Annotated in this window: 23 protein-coding genes and 1 tRNA gene; 9 read left to right on the forward strand and 15 right to left on the reverse strand. The window is 60.5% G+C overall.

The annotated features are described in order from the left end of the window. Nucleotides 1–195: 195 nt before the first annotated feature. Complete coding sequence (locus B2G88_RS06715) at nt 196–1,440, reverse strand: succinylglutamate desuccinylase/aspartoacylase domain-containing protein (protein WP_087714359.1); 1,245 nt, start codon at nt 1,438–1,440, stop codon at nt 196–198. A 336-nt stretch (nt 1,441–1,776) separates the two neighbouring features. Between B2G88_RS06715 and B2G88_RS06720 the strand changes: the two genes are divergently transcribed. The 3 genes from B2G88_RS06720 to B2G88_RS20170 all read left to right on the forward strand — a co-directional run bounded on the left by B2G88_RS06720 (nt 1,777) and on the right by B2G88_RS20170 (nt 4,383). Then, nucleotides 1,777–2,343 carry a DoxX family membrane protein gene (locus tag B2G88_RS06720; protein WP_087714360.1) on the forward strand — a complete coding sequence of 189 codons (567 nt, stop codon included), beginning with the start codon at nt 1,777–1,779 and terminating at the stop codon, nt 2,341–2,343. 230 nt (nt 2,344–2,573) lie between these two features. Continuing rightward, nucleotides 2,574–3,881, forward strand: a complete 1,308-nt coding sequence (gene melA / locus B2G88_RS06725) for an alpha-glucosidase/alpha-galactosidase (RefSeq protein WP_087714361.1) — start codon at nt 2,574–2,576, stop codon at nt 3,879–3,881. Nucleotides 3,882–4,092: 211 nt separating this feature from the next. Next, nucleotides 4,093–4,383 carry a HalOD1 output domain-containing protein gene (locus B2G88_RS20170; protein ID WP_054862888.1) on the forward strand — a complete coding sequence of 97 codons (291 nt, stop codon included), beginning with the start codon at nt 4,093–4,095 and terminating at the stop codon, nt 4,381–4,383. A 146-nt stretch (nt 4,384–4,529) separates the two neighbouring features. Here B2G88_RS20170 and B2G88_RS06735 read toward each other — a convergent pair. Further along, nucleotides 4,530–4,604, reverse strand: a tRNA-Glu gene (locus tag B2G88_RS06735). Between the two features lie 113 nt (nt 4,605–4,717). After that, nucleotides 4,718–6,049, reverse strand: a complete 1,332-nt coding sequence (locus tag B2G88_RS06740) for a helix-turn-helix transcriptional regulator (protein ID WP_054862889.1) — start codon at nt 6,047–6,049, stop codon at nt 4,718–4,720. A gap of 107 nt (nt 6,050–6,156) precedes the next feature. Between B2G88_RS06740 and B2G88_RS06745 the strand changes: the two genes are divergently transcribed. Then, nucleotides 6,157–6,741, forward strand: coding sequence for an MBL fold metallo-hydrolase (locus B2G88_RS06745; protein WP_054862890.1), 585 nt, complete (start codon nt 6,157–6,159; stop codon nt 6,739–6,741). Nucleotides 6,742–6,837: 96 nt separating this feature from the next. On the opposite strand, the gene B2G88_RS06750 is transcribed toward B2G88_RS06745, so the two are convergent. From B2G88_RS06750 to rpl7ae, 8 genes are all read right to left on the reverse strand, one after another. Then, on the reverse strand, nt 6,838–7,665 hold the full coding sequence (locus B2G88_RS06750; protein WP_054862891.1) for a hypothetical protein: 828 nt from the start codon (nt 7,663–7,665) through the stop codon (nt 6,838–6,840). Then, complete coding sequence (locus B2G88_RS06755; RefSeq protein ID WP_054862892.1) at nt 7,662–7,946, reverse strand: DUF5827 family protein; 285 nt, start codon at nt 7,944–7,946, stop codon at nt 7,662–7,664. The genes B2G88_RS06750 and B2G88_RS06755 overlap by 4 nt, the downstream gene beginning before the upstream one ends. A gap of 147 nt (nt 7,947–8,093) precedes the next feature. After that, complete coding sequence (sod, locus tag B2G88_RS06760; protein WP_087714363.1) at nt 8,094–8,696, reverse strand: superoxide dismutase; 603 nt, start codon at nt 8,694–8,696, stop codon at nt 8,094–8,096. A 282-nt stretch (nt 8,697–8,978) separates the two neighbouring features. Then, nucleotides 8,979–9,368 (reverse strand): DUF7344 domain-containing protein, encoded by a 390-nt coding sequence (locus B2G88_RS06765; RefSeq protein WP_054862894.1) that lies wholly within the window; start codon nt 9,366–9,368, stop codon nt 8,979–8,981. A gap of 335 nt (nt 9,369–9,703) precedes the next feature. Further along, entirely contained in the window at nt 9,704–10,174 is a 471-nt protein-coding gene (gene ndk / locus B2G88_RS06770; RefSeq protein ID WP_054862895.1) for a nucleoside-diphosphate kinase, read from the reverse strand. Continuing rightward, complete coding sequence (locus B2G88_RS06775) at nt 10,171–10,533, reverse strand: 50S ribosomal protein L24e (protein WP_054862896.1); 363 nt, start codon at nt 10,531–10,533, stop codon at nt 10,171–10,173. The genes ndk and B2G88_RS06775 overlap by 4 nt, the downstream gene beginning before the upstream one ends. A gap of 3 nt (nt 10,534–10,536) precedes the next feature. Then, nucleotides 10,537–10,761 carry a 30S ribosomal protein S28e gene (locus B2G88_RS06780; RefSeq protein WP_087714364.1) on the reverse strand — a complete coding sequence of 75 codons (225 nt, stop codon included), beginning with the start codon at nt 10,759–10,761 and terminating at the stop codon, nt 10,537–10,539. Nucleotides 10,762–10,771: 10 nt separating this feature from the next. Next, nucleotides 10,772–11,134 carry a 50S ribosomal protein L7Ae gene (gene rpl7ae, locus B2G88_RS06785; RefSeq protein WP_054862897.1) on the reverse strand — a complete coding sequence of 121 codons (363 nt, stop codon included), beginning with the start codon at nt 11,132–11,134 and terminating at the stop codon, nt 10,772–10,774. A 276-nt stretch (nt 11,135–11,410) separates the two neighbouring features. Here rpl7ae and tmcA point away from each other — a divergent pair, with 276 nt between their 5' ends. Continuing rightward, nucleotides 11,411–13,720 carry a tRNA(Met) cytidine acetyltransferase TmcA gene (gene tmcA / locus B2G88_RS06795; RefSeq protein WP_054862898.1) on the forward strand — a complete coding sequence of 770 codons (2,310 nt, stop codon included), beginning with the start codon at nt 11,411–11,413 and terminating at the stop codon, nt 13,718–13,720. A gap of 11 nt (nt 13,721–13,731) precedes the next feature. Here the strand turns inward: tmcA and B2G88_RS06800 are convergent, their stop codons facing one another. Both B2G88_RS06800 and B2G88_RS06805 read right to left on the reverse strand, forming a co-directional pair. Continuing rightward, nucleotides 13,732–14,178 carry a GNAT family N-acetyltransferase gene (locus tag B2G88_RS06800; protein WP_087714365.1) on the reverse strand — a complete coding sequence of 149 codons (447 nt, stop codon included), beginning with the start codon at nt 14,176–14,178 and terminating at the stop codon, nt 13,732–13,734. 60 nt (nt 14,179–14,238) lie between these two features. Then, nucleotides 14,239–14,976, reverse strand: coding sequence for an SDR family NAD(P)-dependent oxidoreductase (locus B2G88_RS06805; RefSeq protein ID WP_087714366.1), 738 nt, complete (start codon nt 14,974–14,976; stop codon nt 14,239–14,241). 102 nt (nt 14,977–15,078) lie between these two features. On the opposite strand from B2G88_RS06805, the gene B2G88_RS06810 reads away from it, so the two are divergent. Continuing rightward, nucleotides 15,079–15,564 carry a DUF456 domain-containing protein gene (locus B2G88_RS06810; RefSeq protein WP_087714367.1) on the forward strand — a complete coding sequence of 162 codons (486 nt, stop codon included), beginning with the start codon at nt 15,079–15,081 and terminating at the stop codon, nt 15,562–15,564. A 226-nt stretch (nt 15,565–15,790) separates the two neighbouring features. After that, nucleotides 15,791–16,498, forward strand: coding sequence for a twin-arginine translocation signal domain-containing protein (locus tag B2G88_RS06815; protein WP_054862899.1), 708 nt, complete (start codon nt 15,791–15,793; stop codon nt 16,496–16,498). A gap of 87 nt (nt 16,499–16,585) precedes the next feature. On the opposite strand, the gene B2G88_RS06820 is transcribed toward B2G88_RS06815, so the two are convergent. Beyond that, nucleotides 16,586–18,304, reverse strand: coding sequence for a glutamate--tRNA ligase (locus tag B2G88_RS06820; protein ID WP_087714368.1), 1,719 nt, complete (start codon nt 18,302–18,304; stop codon nt 16,586–16,588). 123 nt (nt 18,305–18,427) lie between these two features. Here B2G88_RS06820 and B2G88_RS06825 point away from each other — a divergent pair, with 123 nt between their 5' ends. Both B2G88_RS06825 and B2G88_RS06830 read left to right on the forward strand, forming a co-directional pair. Beyond that, a complete protein-coding gene (locus tag B2G88_RS06825; protein ID WP_054862900.1) occupies nt 18,428–18,964 on the forward strand; it encodes a hypothetical protein in 537 nt (178 codons plus the stop codon). Nucleotides 18,965–19,043: 79 nt separating this feature from the next. Then, on the forward strand, nt 19,044–19,529 hold the full coding sequence (locus B2G88_RS06830) for a TspO/MBR family protein (RefSeq protein WP_087714369.1): 486 nt from the start codon (nt 19,044–19,046) through the stop codon (nt 19,527–19,529). A 67-nt stretch (nt 19,530–19,596) separates the two neighbouring features. On the opposite strand, the gene idsA3 is transcribed toward B2G88_RS06830, so the two are convergent. After that, nucleotides 19,597–20,685, reverse strand: coding sequence for a geranylfarnesyl diphosphate synthase (gene idsA3, locus B2G88_RS06835; RefSeq protein WP_054862901.1), 1,089 nt, complete (start codon nt 20,683–20,685; stop codon nt 19,597–19,599). Nucleotides 20,686–20,687: the final 2 nt, after the last annotated feature.

Here is a 20,687-nt window from a genome sequence, read left to right on the forward strand (position 1 = left end):
AATCCCAGCATGAGCGCCGATACGACGGCGCCAAGAATCATACTTGAGAGTATCATACTTTAAAGTACGATATCTGCAGTATCGTGCTATCCAGAGAACGTTGTCCCTCGAGTATCCATCACAGTCGGACAGATGGGGGAACGGAGCACAAAACGGGAAATGCTATGGAGGCGATGTCCGCCGAGAGACGGCAGATCAGTCCGTCGAGAGCGTGATCGACGTGGTTGCAGTCCGGTCAGCATCGTCAACGACCCGCAAGACAATCGTATCGCGGCCATTGGTACCGGCTGTCACCTCGAGTGTCTCACCAGACTCATCGAACACAGCAGTGGCGCCGACGTCCCACTGATAGTAGACGATCTCACCAGCAGGGGCGGTTGAACACGTCGCATCGAGCGTCACGGTCTGACCTGCCTCGAGCGCCAGATCAGCGGCACCGTCGGGGTCGGTTCTGATCTCGGCGACCGGTGTCTCGTCTGGAGCATCCGCAACGTTCTCGTCCGCTTCGTCGTCTTCGTCGTCCTCGGCGTCAGGTGTGTCGTCGCTCTCGTCCGCAGCTGCAGTCTCCCCGTCGACATCGGGCGCGTGTCCATTGTCAGGCTCGGAACCGAACACCGCATCGGCGACCAACTGTTCCGTGATGGCGAGGTGCCACTGGACGCGAGTCTCGAGGGGCACATCAGTCGAGAGCGTCTCGACGAGATAGGAGTCAGCACCCAGGTCTCGAGTCGCCTTGTGGACGAGTAAGCCGCTCGGTTCGGTGCTTGGGCCGCTGAAGGGACCGGTTTCGAACTCGAGGGCGGGATCGTCGACGTACTGGTCCGTCGCGAACTCGGCGGCAGCTGCGGCGGTTTCGACTTCAGTCGGGCTGTCACCGTGGAAGATCGCCTGCCCGACGCCGTCGACGGGGTCGCCGGCGTAGATCCCCGTCGACTCGTGGAGATCGACGACCACATCGGCATCGTACTCGACGAGTACGTCCCAGATCGCCGCCGCGAGGTCGGATTCCGGGGCCTCGCTTTCGGGGAACTGGCGATTGAGATCGCTCCAGTCGTCGCCGCTTCGGGTGCCCTGCTCGACAGCGACCGCGTGGGCCTCCGGAATCACAACGAGTGTTCCAGCGTCAATTTGCCAGCCATTAATGTCACCCGCCGCCTCGTAGCCAGCGACCTCGTTGCCGTGGATCCCCCCGACGACGACGGCGGTCGGGCCATCGACTGGTGCGTCGATGACGTACACCGTCGTCTCGTGTGTCGTTCCTGCCATAATAGAAAACGAGTCTCGAGAGAGGTCCGCCTCGGTTGCCCCAGTGTCGGCGTCATCGCCGTCTTCTGCATCGTCCTCGAGCGTTCCGCCGACCGTCGCCGCACCGAGGCCAGAAGCCATACAGCCGGTTGTAAGCGCCACTACTGATCGTCGCGAAAGCGTCTCGCGTTGCATGCAGGTATCGAGACGCGTGAGAGGGTGTTTACTATCATAGCGATAATGTTGCATGAAATGCTGTTTCGGCACTGAAACAAGCGTTTTCGCACTCGAGAACGGTTCGGGAACGACAACCAGCATACCTCGGTACTCGAGTCGGTCGTTGTACCGCCAACAACGGTTTCGACGATAGAACGGAAAGGAGAGCAACTACCCAAGACGACAAGACGTGGTCTGACGCAGTAACCAGAGCACTGCGGTGTTCAGATCGGAGCGCACAGTGGACCCATCAAATAGAGGGTATTCGATCATCGCCGTGGGGTCCCTCTGTACAAATACAAGAGCTGACCCACGATGTCCACAACAACGCAAAACAAACTCGAAAGCCGATATGCAGGAATTACACTCGAAGGACACCCTCACGCGCTGACTGCATGGTTCGTCGTCGCCCTCCGATTCGTGATGGGCGGCATGATTCTGTTCGCAGGCCTTGGCAAGCTCGCGGTCGTCAGCGGCGAAGCGTTCGACGCCAGCGGCTTCCTGATTCACGGCGTCGACCCGGCCAGCCCCGTCAGCGGCCTCTTCGCTGCGATGGCCGGCAACGCCGCCCTCCTCGAGGTCATTAACGTCGTCGTCCCGGTCACGCAGGTGCTGATCGGCGTCGCACTGATCGCCGGCGCGTTCGTCCGTCTGGCCGCCCTCGGCGGCGCGATGCAGATGGCGATGTTCTACCTCGGCGGCTGGGAAGGACAGTGGCTCGCCCTGTTCGACTCGACGCTGATCTACGCCATCCTGTTCCTGGCGCTGGGCGCGTTCGCCGCCGGTCGGATCGTCGGCCTCGACCGCTACATCGAACAGCTCACCGTCGGCGGCCAACCGCTCCTCGAGCGGTTCCCCACACTCCGGTACATCCTGGGCTGAGAGGACTGTAACTCGCCAATCTCAAAATTGGCTTTCTGGGAGTCTGTTTTTCGAAACGCTCCGCTGGCCCAATACATTCAGATAGTTATCACGATACTCAGCATCTACCGTCTGCCCTTCCATGATTGGGCGGGCGAACTTGCGTTACTCGAGACTGCATCCTGTTCTGTACGTCGCAGTACAGCACTCGGACATTCACATTTATGCCAACTGACGAGAGTACTTCGCCAATGGCCAAAATCACGTTCATCGGTGCCGGCAGTATGGTCTTCGCCAAGAATCTCATTGGAGATATTCTCTCGTTCGAGGCACTCGAGGACAGTACACTCGCGCTCATGGATATCGACGAGCAGCGATTGGCACAGACGACTGCCGTCGCTGAGGCGCTGGTCGAAAACGGCGATGTTGGGGCAACCATCGAATCGACGACAGACCGTCGAGAAGCCCTCGAGGGTGCCGATTACGTCCTCAACATGATCAACGTTGGTGGGACGGAACCGTTCGAGAACGAAATTCGCATTCCCGAGCGCTACGGTGTCGAACAGGCAATCGGCGATACGCTCGGCCCAGGTGGCATTTTCAGGGGCCTGCGCACGATCCCGACAATGCTCGAGATTGCCGCGGATATGGAGGCAGTGTGCCCTGATGCCTTGCTTTTGAACTACACGAACCCAATGGCTATCGTCTGCTGGGTGATGTTCGAAGCGACTGATATCGAGACCGTTGGCCTCTGTCACAGTGTGCCCCACACGGTCGATGCGATTGCGGAGTATATCGACGTCCCCAGCGATGAACTCGAGTACTGGGTCGCTGGCATCAACCACATGGCGTGGTTCCTCGAGTGTACGTGGCAGGGTGAGGACGTGTATCCACAGCTACAGGAGGCACTCAAGGACGAGGGCACCTACGAGAAAGATACCGTTCGCTTCGAACTCTTGGACCACTTCGGCGCGTTTGTCACGGAATCGAGCCATCACAACTCGGAGTATCACCCGTATTTCCGCACGGACAGCGAATCAATCGAGCAGTTGGCGGGGACGAACTACGCCGGGCGGATGCCGACTGCGACGTATCTCGAGGGCTGGCTGGAACGCTCCGAAGAGCGAGACAATGCACATGCCGAATTCGACCCTGAGGACGTTTCAATCGAACGCTCGGAGGAGTATGCCTCGCGATTGATTCACTCACTCGAGACGGGGACACCGCGCCGACTCAATCTGAACGTCGACAACGAGGCAGGCCACATCCAGAATCTCAGATCCGATGCCTGTGTCGAGGTCCCGTGTCTGGTGGATGGAACCGGCGTTCATCCGTGTTCTGTGGGCACCCTCCCACCGCAACTCGCTGCGCTCAACCGAACCAACGTTAACGTCCAGCGTCTTGCCGTAAAAGGCGCACTCGAGGGCAACCGCGATGCCATCCATCAGGCTGTCACACTCGATCCACTGACCGCGGCGACACTCTCACTCGAGGAGATTCACGAGATGACCGAAGAACTTCTCGAGGCGAACGACGCGTATCTGCCCGACTTCTCGTGAGTCGAGGTTGAGTAGGGCAATATTGTACAACGCATGGGACAGTGGAACGTATATCTCTTTTCTCGAGACTGTTGGCTGATGGCCCATATTAAACGAAACCATCATACGAGGGTGTATTTGGGCAGTGCTATTACCGTATTTGTGAGTAGACCGCCTGTTACCCAATCCATTTTGGGACAGGTTCTTTCCGTAGATAGTCACAAGTACTGATGTGAACAATCAAAACTGTGGAGGCTCACAGGCGGACAATTCTGTCGTCATCGAGTCTGAAATCCACCATCCCGAATCGCTAGTCGAGTCGATTGTCCGGGGGGTCTCCATCTGTACGAACACTCCTCAGGCCGAACTCACACCATTATATGAGTATGTTGATCCGGAGCCACTCGCTGCTGTCTTGGAACATGCACGGCAACACGACTCCGACGTGACGTTCGAATTCAAATATGAAGGCTGTCGTATTACGCTGTCTCAGGAGAACGACCTCCGCGTTCGTCACCTGTAAGTAGTTCACGGTGAAGACTGCAAGAACGCGACATGTGAGATGCGCCAACTGGGATTCGAACCTGATGTAAATCCTCGCAGTACTCGGATTTCCGTGATTCGAGTCCAGTGTCGCATTCACAGCTCACCGTTTTGTTCGTCGTAAAATGCTCCGACTGGGATTCGAACCCAGGTCATTGCCGTGAGAGGGCAATATGATTGGCCGGACTACACCATCGGAGCGGGTGTGCGTCTGCATCCGTTTCTAACGCAGTACGATGTTTAAGCATTCCGTTTCGATTCGAGGTTGGGGAGAGATACCACGTTGCTGACCGGTCGTGGTCCCGGTCTTGTGGCTACTCCTGTTCGTCAAAGGGAGATTTGGTCGCCTCGGGTTCAAAACCCTCGAGGCTGATGATATTCTCGCGGCCGACGCGGAGTTTGCTGATTGTGTCGTCGGATTCCATCTCAGACAATAGCATGCTGACTTTGGATTTCGACCAGCCGGTTTCCTCGACGATCTTGACCTGTTTCATTCGACCGCCGTTTTCGCGGATGAGTTTGACGACGCGGTCCTCGTCGGTGAGTAGGTCGTCTTCGGAGAGTGTCGGCTGTGGAGAGACACCAGCTACTGTGTCGGGTTGCTTTGGTGTGTCAGCGCCTGTCGACGGGTCGGTTGCTCCGGGCTGGGGTGGCTGAGAATCGGCTGTGGCAGGGCCGTGCTCGGAATCACCAGAAGACGATGCTGTTGGCTGTGGAGTACCGACGGAGTCACCAGCTGTGTGGCCGCTCCGTCGGTACCAGAACGCACCGGCAGCGACTGCCAGCACGAGAAGACCACCAGCGACGAGCAGCCACGAGGTATCAGCGCGCTCGGTCATCGCCGTCACTGGCGAGTTCGGCCCTCCCTCGGTTACGGTCAGTTCCGCTCGAGGATGGCCATCGAGGAACTGCCGTTCGCCGCTCCAGCGGACGTAATTGGCCTCCGAAAGGGAGGTCCCGACGTACTGGGCGTCTGGCTCGACGTGTTCGAACGCGAGCCCGTCAGCTGTCTGCAGTTCCATCGCCTGGTCCTCGGTGAGGATCAGGTTCTGATTCTGGAAGACGTCGCCAACGACGACGCTGTCGTCGTCAACGGTGGCGAATCCGTGCCAGGTGAATGTCATCTCGACGACGCCAACAGGGTTGAATGCGCCTTCGACCTGTGCAGAGCGGTTGAATCCGGTGGCTTCCATTTCACGTGCTGTCTGGTCGTCACCACTTTCGACCATGGCTTGCGCTTGCTCGGAAAAGAGCGTGTAGAGATCGCTCTCCGACGATTCGAACTCCTCGGCAAACGTTTCGAACTCCGCTCGAGTCGTTTCGTCACCGCTGTCCTCGAGATAGTGTTCGTATCGGAACGTCCAGGTCGCACTGCCGTTTTCGTGGACGGTAATTTCGAACGTTGTACTGTCGAAATCGCCGGAACTAATGTCGTCAGTTGCAGCCGCTGCGGCGGTCGGGTGCTGTGTCTGGACGGACGCAGATGATGGTTCAGCTGTCGTGTCGGCCGGTCCGGTGATAGCGGGCGATACAGTGTCGAACCCAGTCCCACCACTCCCAGCCGCCACTATCGGGCCACCTACGCCAGCGACCAAACCGATGGCGAGAATGGCGACGAGCAGCCCGACTATAACCGGCTGGTTCATTGGTGTGTCCCTACGTGCGGGAACTAAAAATGTTTGTGAATAGATGGGGCCCTATTGGTCGACACCCGTGTCGATACGCACAAACGAATCGATACTGTAGCACAGGTATGATCACGAATCTCGCACGCGGCGTCCAGACCTTTACGAGTAATGCGTTTCTGGTCGAGGGCGACCGACCCGTCCTGATCGATACGGGTTCGAACTTCGACGTCGTTGCAGCCGTTCGCGAGCACGTTGACGACCTCGAGGCCGTTGTCCTCACGCACACCCATCACGATCATATCGGCAATCTCGAGGCCGTTACCGACGAGTTCGGTATCGAAACGTGGGGCTACGATACCGAACTCGACGACGTCAGTGTCGACCACGAAATCGCAGACGAGGCGACGGTCCAACTCGGTGATCACGAGTATACGGCGCTGTACACGCCCGGTCACAAAGACGACCATCTGTGTTTTCACTCGAGTGAGGCAGGCGTTCTCTTTGCGGGCGATCTCGTCTTCCAGAACGGCAGTTTCGGGCGTACCGACCTTCCGGAAGGAGATCGTGCAACGCTGATCGAGAGTATCGACCGCGTTCTCTCGGTTGTCGAGGATGATCTCGAGGCGATGCATACGGGTCACGGGCCGAGTGTGACGCGTAATCCGTACAGGGATATCGAACTTGCGAGTCAGTTGGCACGGCAGGCGTAGTGCGCTCTGAGAGATGATCCAGTTGTGCAGGTCGATTTACCCGATTAGTCAAACAGTTCTGCCTCGTGTTGGCCGGCAGCACGAAACCGACGACTGTCACTGCTGGGCGGCGGCCAACACTGCATCGTACGCAGCCGCGTAGGCAGCAGAAATTTGCTCGAGCGACTTGCGTTCGTTATCACGAAGCGGGGGTAACCGAACACACTCGAGCGGGTCGAGGTGCTCGAGAACGTCACCGACGCGCTTCTCGAGGTAGCCGTCGGTCGGACTCGCAGAGACGAGTTCGCAGGCGCGACAGTACCGATGGCCGGGGTAGATCCGCGCTTGACCTGGCTCGACAGCAGCGACGGCATCGATGTTGGCTGGATCGAGTGCCTGTAACGGCTGTGCGATGTCGCCGTAGGATTCGACGACGGCGACGGGTTCGGATTCGATGTCTGCGGCGAGTTGTTCGAAGGCGGGAACGTATTGGCGCTCGGCGACTGTGTTGAACTCCGCGACGGTCTCGACCGGAATCGCATCCTCGAGTGGGAGTGTCTCGGACACTGCTGCAGGAATCTCTGCAGTCGCGTTGTAGACGAAGCGACACTCCCCGTCAGTTCGGCCCACGCGGTCGACGACGAAGGCGCGGTCACTGCGTCCAAACAGACCGTCGTCGTCGCCCGGCGCAGGCTGCCAGAGCCGATGAACGGGATTGAGCTGTTCGGGTGGACGCGATCTCGTCTCTGCGCGAGCGAGCGTCGCTGCATCCTTGCCGTAGAGTCGGCCGTCAGCAAGGGCTCGTCGGCAGTCGTCGTGATCGAACCAGAAGTCGTTGCCTGCGCGGGGTTTGTAGCCAGCCGCGCCGGTACGCTCGAGCAGGCCAGCTGAGAACGTGGTCTTACCGGCATCGACGCGGTCGGCACCGACGACCAGAACGATCATTCGTCGTCGGTGTCGTCCTCCCTGACGCCGTAGTAGCCGGGTTCGTCATCACTGCGTGGTTCGGCGACGACGAGGTCGTTCGCGTTCGTCATGATCCACGGAATCGCCCAGTCGAGCAAGACATCCTCTGTCTCCGGTTCGATCTCTGCTTCGGCCTCGAGTCCCTGTAGCAGGCGCGCGATTTCGTAGACAGTGTACATCTGGTCGTTCTCGAGCAACTCTGCCGGCGTGTAGAAGTCACACGGTGGCCGGTTCTCGAACTCGGATTTTGGAACGGGCATACGCCGTTGTTTCGGCTTCGAACGCCTAAATCGTTCGTTCCTGACTGCCCATTGCTCTTTGACTCTGTGGGCATCGAACGCTGTCGCTCTCCGATAGTTCCGAAAGAAAATCTGTGTTGACCGGGTCGTCGCGTTACGGCAACTGGATTACTCGAAGTGGTCGAGGCACTTCTGGAACTCCTCGTCGACGCTGTCCCAGTTGATGACGTCGAAGAAGCCATCGATGAACTCGCCGCGGTCTGGGCCGTAGTCGTAGTAGTAGGAGTGTTCCCAGACGTCCAGCGCCAGAATTGGGTGCGAGCCCCAGAGTGCGCCCTGGTCGTGCTTGTCGACCGCGAGGTTACGCAGTTGCTTGGAAACTGGGTCGTAGACGAGCAGTGCCCAGCCACCAGCAGCGCTGGCTGCAGCCTCGAATTCGCCTTTCCAGCCCTCGTAGGAACCGAAGTCCTCTTCGATGCGGTCGGCGATGTCGCCCGCTGGCTCGCCGCCGCCGTTTGGACTCATGTTCTCCCAGAACAGCGTGTGGAGATAGTGTCCACTGCCGTTGTGGGTGACGTTACCGAGCGCACCAGCAGTCGAACCGTAGTCGCCGGACTCACGGTTCTCCTCGAGGGTTTCCTCAGCGGCGTTGAGACCGTTGACGTAGCCCTGATGGTGGGTGTCGTGATGCCAGGTAACGACCTGTTCGGAGATCGATGGTTCCAGTGCGTCGTAATCGTATGGTAGTGGTGGAAGTTCGTGGTCAGCCATGTGTCTCACCTGTTGCTAGGTTACGGTATCTCTCCTGTTAAACGTTGAGGAGAGAAACGCTATCATACTACACGGCCCGCGTTTCGTCACTGACAATCGGGCCTTCAGTTCGTTCCACACCAATGGGTGTGTTAAACCTTTCATACGGTCGATATCCGTCACTGTTGATATGTACGGACACCATGAGGTTGCAACGAAATACGCAGGAGTAGCCACATCGGATGCATCTCCGCCATCGAATGCGTACGCTGTCACGTGTCGAACCAGGCCTGACCGAGACGGCTACAACGGTGTCGTCGACTCTTTGTGGTAGGCGTGCTCGAGCCACTCCTCGAGCGACGGTTGCGTCCAGTATCGGACCGTCTCACTCCGCTGATCTTGCTCGAGAACCCCCGCATCCTCGAGTTTGGGCAGGTGGACGTGCTGTAGTTCCGTCCGAATCGTCGTGATGAGTTCGTCGGTTACCTCCGTTGGCGGCGTCTCATCAGCTGCAACCTCAAGTCTAGCAACGTGATTCGTCAGTTCAGTTGCCGTTGCAACACCGTCATCCTGTTCGTAAAGATGATACAGGGTATACCGGCGTCGACGACTCGAGAGCAGGCGAAAAACCTCATCCAGCGACGGCGTTACGTCTGCCTCGAGCGGTGTCGACGCTTGCTCAGTTTCACGCATCCACGGACCACCTACGATAAGTTACCATTCGAAACCACCAACAGCCCCTTCTACAGCCGACACATTAGATGTTACGTCTCCCTAGAACAATATCTGTCTTTTATACATACTATTCTTTGGCAGTATAATAGGGTACAGTACCTCTGACGGCACTCTAGGAAACAGTGAACGAACGATATTGGACGATCCAACAGTAATCTCCAATACCCATCGTAACAATTGGACGAGTGAGACACTGATCACTGATCCGATTAATGAGCAGGTGTACAGTGACGGTTAGTGGTTACTAAAGTGGGCAGTGGACAAAGAGAAATTTGGTTCGAAGGCGAAGGCGATTACTCGTAGAGCCACTCGGCGTCGTGCTGATCGTAGTCGATCAGCTCATCGTCGTCGAAGTGGATCCCGATTTCACGCTCGTTTGCGCCTTCGTCCTCGTGGTCGGCCGCGTGAACGACGTTGCGACCGAGGTCAAGTGCGAAGTCACCGCGGATCGTTCCAGGCTGGGCCTCGAGTGGGTCGGTTTCGCCGATCATCTGGCGAACCTGACGGGTTGCGTCCTGTCCTTCCCAGACCATCGGGACGACCGGTCCCGAGGTGATGAAGTCCACGAGGTCGTCGTAGAACGGTTTGTCCTCGTGTTCTCCGTAGTGTTCTTCAGCCCGTTCGCGGGGCATGGTCTCGACCTTAATGCCGACGAGTTTGAGTCCGCGTTCCTCGAGTCGGGAGATAACCTCGCCGACGAGGCCGCGACCGAAGGCGTCGGGCTTGATCATCACGAAGGTTCGCTCGTGACCGCCGTCGCTCATTGCTCGGCCTCCGCCTGCTCGTCGTCGTCCGATTCGGTCTCCTCAACCGTTTCGTCATCGGCAGCGACGTCGTCTTCGTCGACCTCGCTTTCTTCCTCGAGATCCTCGTCTTCGTCCGCGTTGACGGCCTCGTCCTGGTCGGCCGTCTCGTCGGTAGCCGTCTCAGTCTGGGCTGGCCCTTTGCCAGCGCGACCTTCCTCGGTCCACTCGAGATCGCGCGGTTCGCGACCGAGTTTGTAGTTCTTCTCGGCTTTCGAGTCGACGAAGTGGAGCACACTGCCGTCGTTTCGGACGTACATGATGCCCGTCCCGGGTTCGATATCTTCGCCCGTGTAGTCACAAGTTCGTTTCTCGACCATTGGTTACTGACCTCCGATGGAGTCGGCCTCACGGGCGGTCTCACGAAGTTGGAGAATATCCCCTTCGCGGACCGGCCCGAGGCAGTTTCGGGTGATGATACGGCCTTGATTCTCGCCCTCCTGAATGCGGCACTTGACCTGCATGGCTTCACCGTGCATGCCGGTCTTGCCGACGATCTCGATGACCTCGGCGGGCGTGGATCCGCTTTCGTCCTCTTCAGCACTCATCTCTGATCACCTACTCGAGGTCCTCGAGCTTGTTGGCGATATCTTCGACGTCGCCGTCGGCCTCGCCGGTGTCGACGATTGCCGCAGCCGCGCTGCCAACCTCGAGGCCGGCAGCGTGGCCGACGTCGTCCTGTGTCTCGATGAAGACGACTGGGATTCCCTTCTCCTCTGCGAGGTCGGGAATGTGCATGACGATCTCCTCGGGGGAGACGTCTTCAGCGACGAAAACGAGGTCTGCGTTACCGCGTTCAATCGCTTTGGTAGATTCGTTGGTTCCTTTCTTTACTCGGCCTGTGTCTCGTGCGACCTCGAGCGCCTCAAGGGCGTCATCTGCGAGGTCAGCTGGGATGTCGGTATTGACGTAGACTGACATAGGTTGTTCACCTCTCCTACACGTGGGCTCGCGCTCCCCTGCCATCCGGGAACGAGGTTCCCGTGCCGGCGTCGTGCCGGCGGAAGTCCTGTAGGGCTAGGAGCATCATCAACCCCGCATAGGGTGTACTACGTCTGTAGCGTTGCCCCCCTTAAAAGCGTGTTCAAACGAACGGCGGCGTGGGATGGTGGCGCATGGGCGTCCCACCAAGGCAGTCTTCCACGCTTGTCGGGGTCGCTCCGCTGTCTATTACTGTTCCGACACCAAGAACGCTGCATGGATGTCGACGCCGTTTCGCTCGCCGAGTCGCTGCTCGAGGAGGCGACCCAGACGAACGAGCGACGCGCCCTCGTCCTCGCGGGCGAGCGCGAACAGGGGTATCGAACGCTCGAGTCCGTCCTCGATGCGCTGCCGGTGGGAATCACGGAGACGACGCTGGTCGGTCCCGAGGATCGACTGCGCTGTGAGCACGTCCAGCAGGTGAACGCAAGCCAACTACTCGGCACGACGCGCACCATCGCGACCCTCGACGCCTCCGATGACCTCCAGCCGAACGCACTCGGCAAGGTTGTGGGCGCAGTTGACGGCGGTGGCCTCCTTATTCTCCTGACGCCGCCCCTCGAGGAGTGGCCCGACCGACAGGGTGCGTTCGCCGAGTCGCTTGCCGTCCCGCCGTTCGCGCTGTCAGATGTGACCGGGCGATTCCAGCGACGACTCGCCGAGACGCTGCGAGCACATCGAGGCATCGGAATCGTCGATCTCGAGACTGACACGGTCGTCGATGACGGTCACACGAATCCCGCGCCGAGCATCGACCGACAGACCGCGGACTGGCTCGAGAGCGCCCCCGGCGACCGCACGGGGGGATTCCCGCCCGAATCCTACGCGGCCTGTCTCACGGGCGATCAGGCTAACGCCGTCGGCGCGCTCGAGTCGCTACACCCGGACTCGGATAACAGCGATTCCCAACAGCGTTCCGTCGTCCTCGAGGCGGACCGCGGCCGCGGGAAATCGAGCGCAGCAGGTGTCGCTGCGGGCGCGTTCGCCGCCGACGGACTCGAGGTGCTCGTCACCGCACCGGCCGCGAGAAATGCGGCCGAAGTCTTCGAACGCGCGACGGCACTCTGTGAGACGCTCTCAGGCAGTACCGTGACCGCGACCGGCCCGCGACAACTCGAGACGGACGCAGGCGGACGCGTTCACTTTCTCGAGCCTGCCGAGGCCCTCGACGGACTCGCAGACGCCGATATCGTCATCGTCGACGAAGCCGCGGCGCTTCCCGTCTCGCGACTCGAGGCATTTCTCGCGGCGGATCGAATCGCTTTCGCGACGACAATCCACGGCTACGAGGGCGCTGGGCGGGGGTTCTCGGTCCGGTTCCGTGACCGACTCGCGGAGAGCGACCACGCGGTGACTGACTGTACGCTCGTCGAACCAATTCGCTACGCCGCGGGCGATCCCCTTGAGGTCTGGGCGTTCCGTGCACTTTTGCTCGATGCGCGCCCGCCGGTCGAACCGCTCGTCGCCGACGCCGGCCCGGAGACCGTCACCTACCGACGACTCGAGCCCGACGATCTACTCGCGGACGAGCAACTGCTTTGCGAGGCGTTCGGCCTGCTCGTCCTCGCACACTACCGGACCGAACCCAACGACCTCGCACGGCTGCTCGATGCGCCCAATCTCGAGGCGCGGGCGCTCTGTCACGACGGCCACGTCGTCAGCGTCGCCTTGCTCGCCCGCGAGGGCGGCCTCGAGCAGGAAACCCGGACGATGATGTACGAGGGCGGGCGCGTCCGCGGGAACATGCTCCCGGACATCCTGACGAGCCAACTTCGCGACGAGGCCGCCGCCGAGCCCGCTGGTGTGCGAATCGTTCGGATCGCGACCCATCATGCCGTTCGCTCCCAGGGACTTGGCTCGCACCTCCTCGAGTGCATTCGCAATGAGTTCAAATCCAAGGTTGACTGGCTCGGCACCGCCTTCGGCGCGACGCCCGGCCTCCTCGAGTTCTGGCGCGAGAGCGGCTCCCGAGCGATTCACCTCTCGACGACGCGAAACGACGCCAGCGGCGAGTACTCGGTGCTGATGCTTGCGCCTCTCAGCGACGCCGGCAGAACGCTCGCAAAGCGCCACGCAACGTGGTTCGCCGACCGCTTCGGGGCGCTCTGTTCGGACAAGTTGGGGGATCTCGAGCCTGACGTCGCCCGTGCGGTCTTGCGAAGCGTCGACGCGGATGCGGCACCGACGCTCCACCTCAGCGACCACGACTGGCGCGTCGTCGCCGGTGCCGCCTACGGTCCCGGCCTGTTCGACGTCAACCCCAGCCCGTTCCGACAACTGGCCGTCCGATACCTGATCGAGCGGCCCGACGGACTCGACCTGACGACCCGTCGGGAACGGCTCCTCATCTTGCGCGTCCTGCAAACACACGACTGGGAACACGTCGCGGATCGCCTCGAGTATCACTCGACGGGCCAGTGCATGCGGGCACTGGGTGATGCGTTCCAGCCGCTGGTCGATCACTACGGCGTGGACGACGGTGTCGAGGTCGCACACGAGGTTCGGGAGCGGTTTCTCGAGGAGTAACCTGTCTCAGATCAGTCCCTATCTTGCTCGTAAGTCATCCGAACGAGTTCCTCGGTACCGCCCTCAGGAATCTCTATTTCGGGGTCGAATAGGTCGAAGCCAACCGACTCGTAGTACGGAACTAGCCCTCGCCGACAGAGCAGCGACAGCCCCACGACATCCTGCAGGTCGGGGTGGTCGACGACCGCCTGCATGAGCCGTTTACCGACTCCCTCGCCACGTCGGTCAGCGGCGACGAGCACGTCGAAAACGGTCGCGTAGTACGTTCCGTCGGTCAGCACTCGAGCAGCGCCGATGAGGTCGTCTGTTGCTGTGTCCTCGAGTCCAACCGCCACATCTGTCTGAGAAAGCGCCCTTCGAACCCCCTCGCGTTCGCGGTCGGCCCACCATTTGTAGTCTTCGTAGAGGTCAGTCAACGCGGCTGCATCGTTCGGCGTGAGATCTCGAACGGTCGTCATCCACTCGAGTCGTCTGCCGCCGCCGGAGTAGCTGTTACGCTGGTGTGGGAGACAATCACACTACGAGAGGAGTCGCCGGGTCACCGACTCCGGGAGCGCTTTCAACAGCCACGCGACCAGCCGCCAGCGCCGGGTGACGTAGGCGTGAGTGCGCTTTTTGCGGATCGCTCGAGCGATCTGTGCCGCTGCAGTCTCTGGCGAACACTGCCAGAACGAGCCGTAGGCCATCTCGGTGTCGACGAAACCGGGTTCGATTGTCGTGATCGTCACGTCCGCGTCGCTGCTCGCTTGCCGAGCGCGAAGCCCCTCGAGATAGCGCGAGACGTACGCTTTCGAGGCGTTGTACGCCTGCGTGCCGCCGTTACCGAAGTGAGCGGCGACCGACGAAATGCCGACGAGGTGGCCATCCGACTCGCTCGCGTGGTCGGGCTGGGTTTCGAAGTACTCGAGCGCAGCCGTCGCAATAGCGGTGAAGCCACGCACGTTGACATCGATTGTTCGGCGTTCGCGCTCCCACTCGAGGTCGTAATTTGCCTCGCCAACGCCAGCGCTGATGACGACGAGATCAACAGCTTCCATTGCCGTAGCCAGTTCGAAAAATCCCTCGCGGGCATCTGCGGTGTCCGTCACGTCGAGCGTCGCGACGTAGGCTTTGGTGGGCAGTTCGGCCCCGATCTGTCGCATGCGGTCCGTTCGGCGGGCGGCCAGTCCGATCTCGTAGCCATCGTCGGCGAGTTCGTGAGCCAGCGCTTTGCCGATGCCCGAGGATGCGCCGACGATGATCGCACCACGCGTCATACTCACCGGTTCGGTGGCCAGTACGTAGTCCTGTCGGAGCAGGTATTGAGACACCGGCCGAGAAGGCAGTAGGTCTTTGCCTGATCCACTCGAGAAGCGAGTATGGTTGACGCGATCACGATTGTCGCGGTTTTGCTGCTCGTCGGTGGCGTGGTTGGCACGCTCGTGCCGCTCGTTCCCGGCGGGTTGCTCTCGCTGTCGGGCGTCTATCTGTACTGGTGGCACTCGGGCTTTACCGCACCGGGAACCATCTCGCTGGCCGTCCTGACGTTCCTGGGACTACTCACGCTGCTCGTCGAATTTTTCGGCGGGTCGATTGCGGCACGGGCTGGCGGTGCCTCCTGGTCGACGACCGCGGCTGCCGCCGCCGTTGGCATCCTGCTCATGCTCGTCACTGGCCCGCTCGGGCTGATCGTCGGCCTGTTCGGGACTGTCTTCGCCCTCGAGTTCGTCCGCGGCGGTGACGTCGATGGCAGTGTTCAGTCGGCACTGTATGCGACCGGCGGCATCCTCGCGTCGACGGCTGTCCAGGCACTGTTGACGATTTCGATACTGTTCGGCTTTGTCATCGCAGTCTTCGTGTTCTGAGCTGTGCAGTGGTCGATTCTCCTGTGACGTCACCACACCACACCAACAGCGCCCCTGTCTGACCGTTCTCGAGGCAGACTGCGTCGGGACTCGAGCGAGTGCACTCGCTCGAGTGAGAAATCACCAGACAGTAGCGTGATTGGGCAGTATATGGCCTGCAGGCGGGGATTAACTCGCTGCATATGAAAGGGATAGGTGTTCGGAGTGTGTCCGCATAGGGGTGTCCATGGAGGACTCCGACGACCTGTCCCGTCGAACGATGCTCAAACTGACTGGTGTTGCCGGTATCACAGCAGCGGCTGCTGGCTGTGCAGACAATGGTAATGGCAACGGTGAGGAGGAAGAAGACCCAGCAGATGACCCCGCCGACGAGGAAGACGACACCGCGCCAGTCGAAGACGAAGACGAGGAAGAAGACGACGAAATGGAGGATGAGGAAGAAGACGACCCTGACGAAGAAGAGGAGGAAGAAGACGAAGCTGATGAGGATGAGGCAGACGACGAAAACGGCGACGCCATCGAACCCGGCACGACAATCGAACTTGATGCACAGACTGCCGGCTGGGTTGGTGTCGAACCAGAGGAAATCGCCGACGATGAGAACCCAACGCTGACGCTCGAGGAAGGCGAAGAGTACGAAATCGGCTGGGAAGAAGGCGACGGCTCTAACCACAACATCGAACTGGTCGACGAGGACGACGAGGTCGTCGACGATTACGAAACCGAAGAGGAAAGCGAAGGTGGCGATGATCAGTTCATCGAGTTCGAAGCGACCGATGACATCGCCGAGTACGTCTGTCGTCCACACGAAGCCACGATGCGCGGCACAATCGAAATCGAAGGCAACGGCAACGGTGACGACGAGGAAGACGACAACGGCGACGAAGACGAAAACGGTGACGAGGAGAACGGCGATAACGGCGACGACGAGTAACGCACTCGCCAACTCGGTCCGTTTGCGACCTATTTCTTCACAATCCTCGAGCCAGCGCTGTCGTCGCCACCCGGAGATAGCGCCGAGTCAGTCGTGCGTGTAGTAGGTAACCGTCTCGTCACCGCTCGAGTCGTCGATGCGAGCGAAGCCGACGCGGACGAACTGGACGACTTCGTCGGCTGCGAGGTCGCCGACGCCTGGCTCGGCACGGCCGGTCACGTCGCCGTCCATCGTTCGCATCCGAACGGGGACGCTCTCGCTTGCAGGAACCCAGTGGACGACATCGGCGTTGCCCTCGCGGACGACGTCGATGTCGTCGTCGGTGTACTCCAGCGTCTCCTCGGTAAATCGGAAGCAGCCGAGTCCCTTGAGCCAGAGCCGTTCGCCTGAGTCGGGAAGGTCGTCGGCCTCGAGGAGGACGGAGTCCCCAACTGGGATCTCGCGGACGCCGCGCTCGTCGTGGTCGGGATGGACTGGCGGGGTCCCCTGAGCAGGTGAGTTGCCGGCGAGTGGAACCTGCATGCCGTCGCGGACAAAGAATCGGCGGTCGGCCTCGTCGTCGATCAGGTCGCGGTTGGTCGCGTAGATGGTGCTCATCGCGAGGTCGACGTCGCTGGTCGAAGTGCCGAGGCCAGTCATTGCCTCGACGATGGCCTCGCCACGGATACCTCTGCGACGGAGGCTCTTGAGCGTCGGCGCGCGTGGGTCGTCCCAGCCCTCGAGTTCGCCGGCGTCGATGAGCTCCGAAATGGTCGAGGTGCTCATCTTCACGTCGTAGGCGTCGATCTGGACGTGGCCCCAGTGGACCACTTCGGGGTACTCCCAGCCGAAGTAGTCGTAGACGAACTGTTGGCGCTTGGCCGAATCCTGCAGGTCGATTCCACGGATGATGTGGGTGATGCCGAGCAGGTGGTCGTCGACGCCGGACTGGAAGTCGAGCATCGGCCAGCACCGATATTCGCTGGCCTCCTCGCGTGGGTGGGGCGTGTCGATCATTCGGAACGCAACCCAGTCACGCAGCGCGGGGTTCTTGTGTTCGATATCGGTCTTGACGCGAAGCACCATCTCGCCGCTCTCGTACTCGCTGGCGATCATGTCTGCGAACTCCGATAGCACGGTGTCTGCGTCCTTATCGCGGTGTGGACAGGCCTCGCCGTTGTTTTTGAGTTCCGAGAACTCCTCGCCCGAACACGAACAGGTGTAGGCCCCGCCCATCTCGATCAACTCGCGGGCGTGCTCGTAGTACGTCTCGAGGCGGTCACTCGCGCGATAGGTGTCGTCGGGCTCGAAGCCGAGATAGTCGAGATCCTCGAGAATGCCGTCGTAGGCCTCGAGGTCCGGCCGTTTGGTTTCGGGGTCCGTGTCGTCGAAGCGCACGCAGAACCAGCCGTCGTAGCGGTCGCGGTAGGTGCCGATCACGGCAGGCATGCGGGCGTGGCCGACGTGCCACGGGCCGTTCGGGTTCGGCGCACAGCGCATGCGGATCTCGTCGTAGTCGTCCGCGTTGGGAAGGTCGGGCAGGTCGTGTTCGTCTTCTTCCTCCTCGGCTTCGATTTCGGCGAGTTCCTCGGGCGCGATTTCCTCGAGGCGGTCGCGTTTTTCGTCGTACTCGAGGTCGTTGACTCGGCCGATGACGCCGCCGGCAATGCCCGGAATCTCGTCGCCGTGTGGGCGGAAGTCGGGGTTGTCGCCCATCAATGGCCCCATAATCGCGCCGACGTTGGCATCGCTTTCGTGTTTGACGGCGTTCAACAGCGCGTGTTTCTCGGCTTCACGCTCGATTTGCTCGCGAAGGTCGTCGTCCATTGGCAGAACGTTTACCGCGCCCGTTCAAAATCCTCGCGGTGTTCGCCCGCAAGACCAGCGTGCAGGTACGCAGCGAGAAACAACCGGTACACCTTTTTGTGGCACTAGCCTGTCAACACAGATATGGATCGGTCCGCCCTGGTGACGACGGCCAGGGACACGCTCGAGCAGTGCCAACTCGGTCGTGATGGGGAGCGTCTGGACTCGCCCCCGACGCTCGATGACGTGTATCAGGTCAACACCAACCGGGATGGCGACCCGGTGTACGTCCCAGTCGTCGAACTAACACTCGAAACTGAAGACGACCCGGAGTTGGCCGCCGTCTATCGACTAACCGCAACGATCCTTCGACGCCTTCACCCGCACTTTCGCGACGTCCACGTCCGCCAGTACGATCTCGTCTTCTCCTACGGCACCACCTCGTGGTGGCACTGGGACGTCACCAAACGCCGGATCAGCGCCCGACCACAGGACGTCGACGCCCTCACTCGAGACGCCGGCTTCGACGCTGTCGACCTCCGCGAGCGCCTCGAGGAGGGAGACGACGGCGACGACGAGATCCCGCCGGTCGCATGGGGTGAGACGCTCGGCGAGTGGGAGTACTACCACGACGATAGCGGCGACTGGTCGTGGATGGGCGGCTTTGGCGGGTTCGGATGACCCGTTGTAACACGCTGTTGGCAGGTGCTTGTGCTGCCAAGGGGAGTTACTACCCGTTTCGGAACCGAACAGCACCGATATGGAAACACGTGTTCGCCGCCTCGAGTTAGGGGAACTTCTTACGGGCCTCGCGATTATCATCGGCGTCAACGTCCTCGGTTCGTCGCCGGCGTTTTTCGTCGGCTCCGATACGTCGTGGTTTGCTGAGCCGTGGTTCTTCCCGCCGGGCTACGTCTTCTCGATTGCCTGGACGCTGCTGTTTACGCTCATGGGAATCGCGCTCTTCCTCGTCTGGCAACGCGGGACACACAAACGCACCGTCCGCATCGCTCTCTCGTTGTTCGCGATTCAGTTCGCGTTGAATCTCCTGTGGACGCCGGCCTTTTTCGGCCTCCAGCGGGCAGATCTCGGACTCCTCGTCATCGGAGCGCTCTGGATTGCCATCGTCGCGACCATCGTCGCGTTCGACCGCGTCAGCCGACTGGCGGCTGCGTTGCTCTTGCCCTACCTCGCTTGGGTGAGCTTTGCAACCATCCTCACGTACACGATTTACGCTGGCGGCTGATCGCTGTAGCGACTCTCGAGCGACTACAGCTATCCAAAAAATCGACTCGAGCGAGTCGCGTGAGACGTCAGTAGCCGCGTTCGATCAGGTAATCCGCGAGTTCGAACAGCAACTCACGGGCCTCGTTGTCCGGCACGACCTCGAGTCGCGCTTTGCCCTGTTCGACCAGTTCGCGTGCCGTCTCGTTAGCGTAGCTAATCGAGCCGACTTCCTCGAGTCGGGCGACGGCGTCATCGATTTCGGCTTCGGTGACGGCGTCGACGTCGGTCGTATCGATCAGATCCTCGATAGTGACGCCCTGTTCGCGGGCGTGGACGGTGATCAACGTCTGTTTGTTCTCGACGAGGTCGCTGCCGCGTTGTTTGCCAAGTTTCTCGCTCGGAACGGTCAGATCGAGCACGTCATCTTGGATCTGGAACGCACGGCCGATATCGAGTCCGTAGCCGTAGAGTGCGTCGATTGTCTCGTCATCGGCACCCATCAAGATCGCCGGGAGACACGCCGCTGCAGCGTAGAGAACGGCAGTTTTCTGCTCGACCATCTTGAGGTACTCCTCAGGCGTTACGTCCTCGCGCTCCTCGAAGGTCACGTCGAGTGCCTGTCCCTCACAGATCTTGGTACAGGTCGTCGCGAGCACGTCGAGTGCATCGACGGCGCGGTCGGGATCGGCTCCTGCCTCGAGCATGATTTCGAACGCCTTCGAGTAGAGCGTATCGCCGGCGAGAATCGCCGTCTCGAGGTCGTATTCGCGGTGGACTGCGGGGACGCCGCGTCGGAGGTCATCGTCGTCCATGATGTCGTCGTGAATCAGGGTAAACGACTGGATGACTTCGACGCTGACGGCGGCGTCCATGATGTCGATCTCTTCGGCTGTCGAGCCGTTCGGTGGACTCCCGTTTGCGTCGCTTCCCGTGAGTGTTGGAAACGCGTGGTAGTCCTCGGTCAGTGTGTCGACATCGGCGAGTGCTTCCGCGACGGTCAACAGAATCGTCGGGCGCAGTCGCTTCCCACCGGCATCCAGCAGGTAGCGGGATGCCTCGTAGAGTCGTTCGGGCTGTTGAACCGGCAGCGACTCGGGGATAGCCTCGTTGACCAGTTCCCGTCGCTTGCGGACCGCCTCGAGTACCGTCTCTTCTCGTGCCTCAGGGGTTGTCATGT

The organism is Natronolimnobius baerhuensis, assembly GCF_002177135.1.
Taxonomy (GTDB): domain Archaea; phylum Halobacteriota; class Halobacteria; order Halobacteriales; family Natrialbaceae; genus Natronolimnobius; species Natronolimnobius baerhuensis.

Excerpts from the sequence above, each read along its gene's own strand:
- B2G88_RS06715 (WP_087714359.1), bottom strand. The coding sequence starts at position 1,440 with ATGCAACGCGAGACGCTTTCGCGACGATCAGTAGTGGCGCTTACAACC.
- B2G88_RS06720 (WP_087714360.1), top strand. The coding sequence starts at position 1,777 with ATGTCCACAACAACGCAAAACAAACTCGAAAGCCGATATGCAGGAATT.
- melA (WP_087714361.1), top strand. The coding sequence starts at position 2,574 with ATGGCCAAAATCACGTTCATCGGTGCCGGCAGTATGGTCTTCGCCAAG.
- B2G88_RS06740 (WP_054862889.1), bottom strand. The coding sequence starts at position 6,049 with ATGAACCAGCCGGTTATAGTCGGGCTGCTCGTCGCCATTCTCGCCATC.
- B2G88_RS06745 (WP_054862890.1), top strand. The coding sequence starts at position 6,157 with ATGATCACGAATCTCGCACGCGGCGTCCAGACCTTTACGAGTAATGCG.
- B2G88_RS06750 (WP_054862891.1), bottom strand. The coding sequence starts at position 7,665 with ATGATCGTTCTGGTCGTCGGTGCCGACCGCGTCGATGCCGGTAAGACC.
- B2G88_RS06755 (WP_054862892.1), bottom strand. The coding sequence starts at position 7,946 with ATGCCCGTTCCAAAATCCGAGTTCGAGAACCGGCCACCGTGTGACTTC.
- sod (WP_087714363.1), bottom strand. The coding sequence starts at position 8,696 with ATGGCTGACCACGAACTTCCACCACTACCATACGATTACGACGCACTG.
- B2G88_RS06765 (WP_054862894.1), bottom strand. The coding sequence starts at position 9,368 with ATGCGTGAAACTGAGCAAGCGTCGACACCGCTCGAGGCAGACGTAACG.
- ndk (WP_054862895.1), bottom strand. The coding sequence starts at position 10,174 with ATGAGCGACGGCGGTCACGAGCGAACCTTCGTGATGATCAAGCCCGAC.
- B2G88_RS06775 (WP_054862896.1), bottom strand. The coding sequence starts at position 10,533 with ATGGTCGAGAAACGAACTTGTGACTACACGGGCGAAGATATCGAACCC.
- B2G88_RS06780 (WP_087714364.1), bottom strand. The coding sequence starts at position 10,761 with ATGAGTGCTGAAGAGGACGAAAGCGGATCCACGCCCGCCGAGGTCATC.
- rpl7ae (WP_054862897.1), bottom strand. The coding sequence starts at position 11,134 with ATGTCAGTCTACGTCAATACCGACATCCCAGCTGACCTCGCAGATGAC.
- tmcA (WP_054862898.1), top strand. The coding sequence starts at position 11,411 with ATGGATGTCGACGCCGTTTCGCTCGCCGAGTCGCTGCTCGAGGAGGCG.
- B2G88_RS06800 (WP_087714365.1), bottom strand. The coding sequence starts at position 14,178 with ATGACGACCGTTCGAGATCTCACGCCGAACGATGCAGCCGCGTTGACT.
- B2G88_RS06805 (WP_087714366.1), bottom strand. The coding sequence starts at position 14,976 with ATGACGCGTGGTGCGATCATCGTCGGCGCATCCTCGGGCATCGGCAAA.
- B2G88_RS06810 (WP_087714367.1), top strand. The coding sequence starts at position 15,079 with ATGGTTGACGCGATCACGATTGTCGCGGTTTTGCTGCTCGTCGGTGGC.
- B2G88_RS06815 (WP_054862899.1), top strand. The coding sequence starts at position 15,791 with ATGGAGGACTCCGACGACCTGTCCCGTCGAACGATGCTCAAACTGACT.
- B2G88_RS06820 (WP_087714368.1), bottom strand. The coding sequence starts at position 18,304 with ATGGACGACGACCTTCGCGAGCAAATCGAGCGTGAAGCCGAGAAACAC.
- B2G88_RS06825 (WP_054862900.1), top strand. The coding sequence starts at position 18,428 with ATGGATCGGTCCGCCCTGGTGACGACGGCCAGGGACACGCTCGAGCAG.
- B2G88_RS06830 (WP_087714369.1), top strand. The coding sequence starts at position 19,044 with ATGGAAACACGTGTTCGCCGCCTCGAGTTAGGGGAACTTCTTACGGGC.
- idsA3 (WP_054862901.1), bottom strand. The coding sequence starts at position 20,685 with ATGACAACCCCTGAGGCACGAGAAGAGACGGTACTCGAGGCGGTCCGC.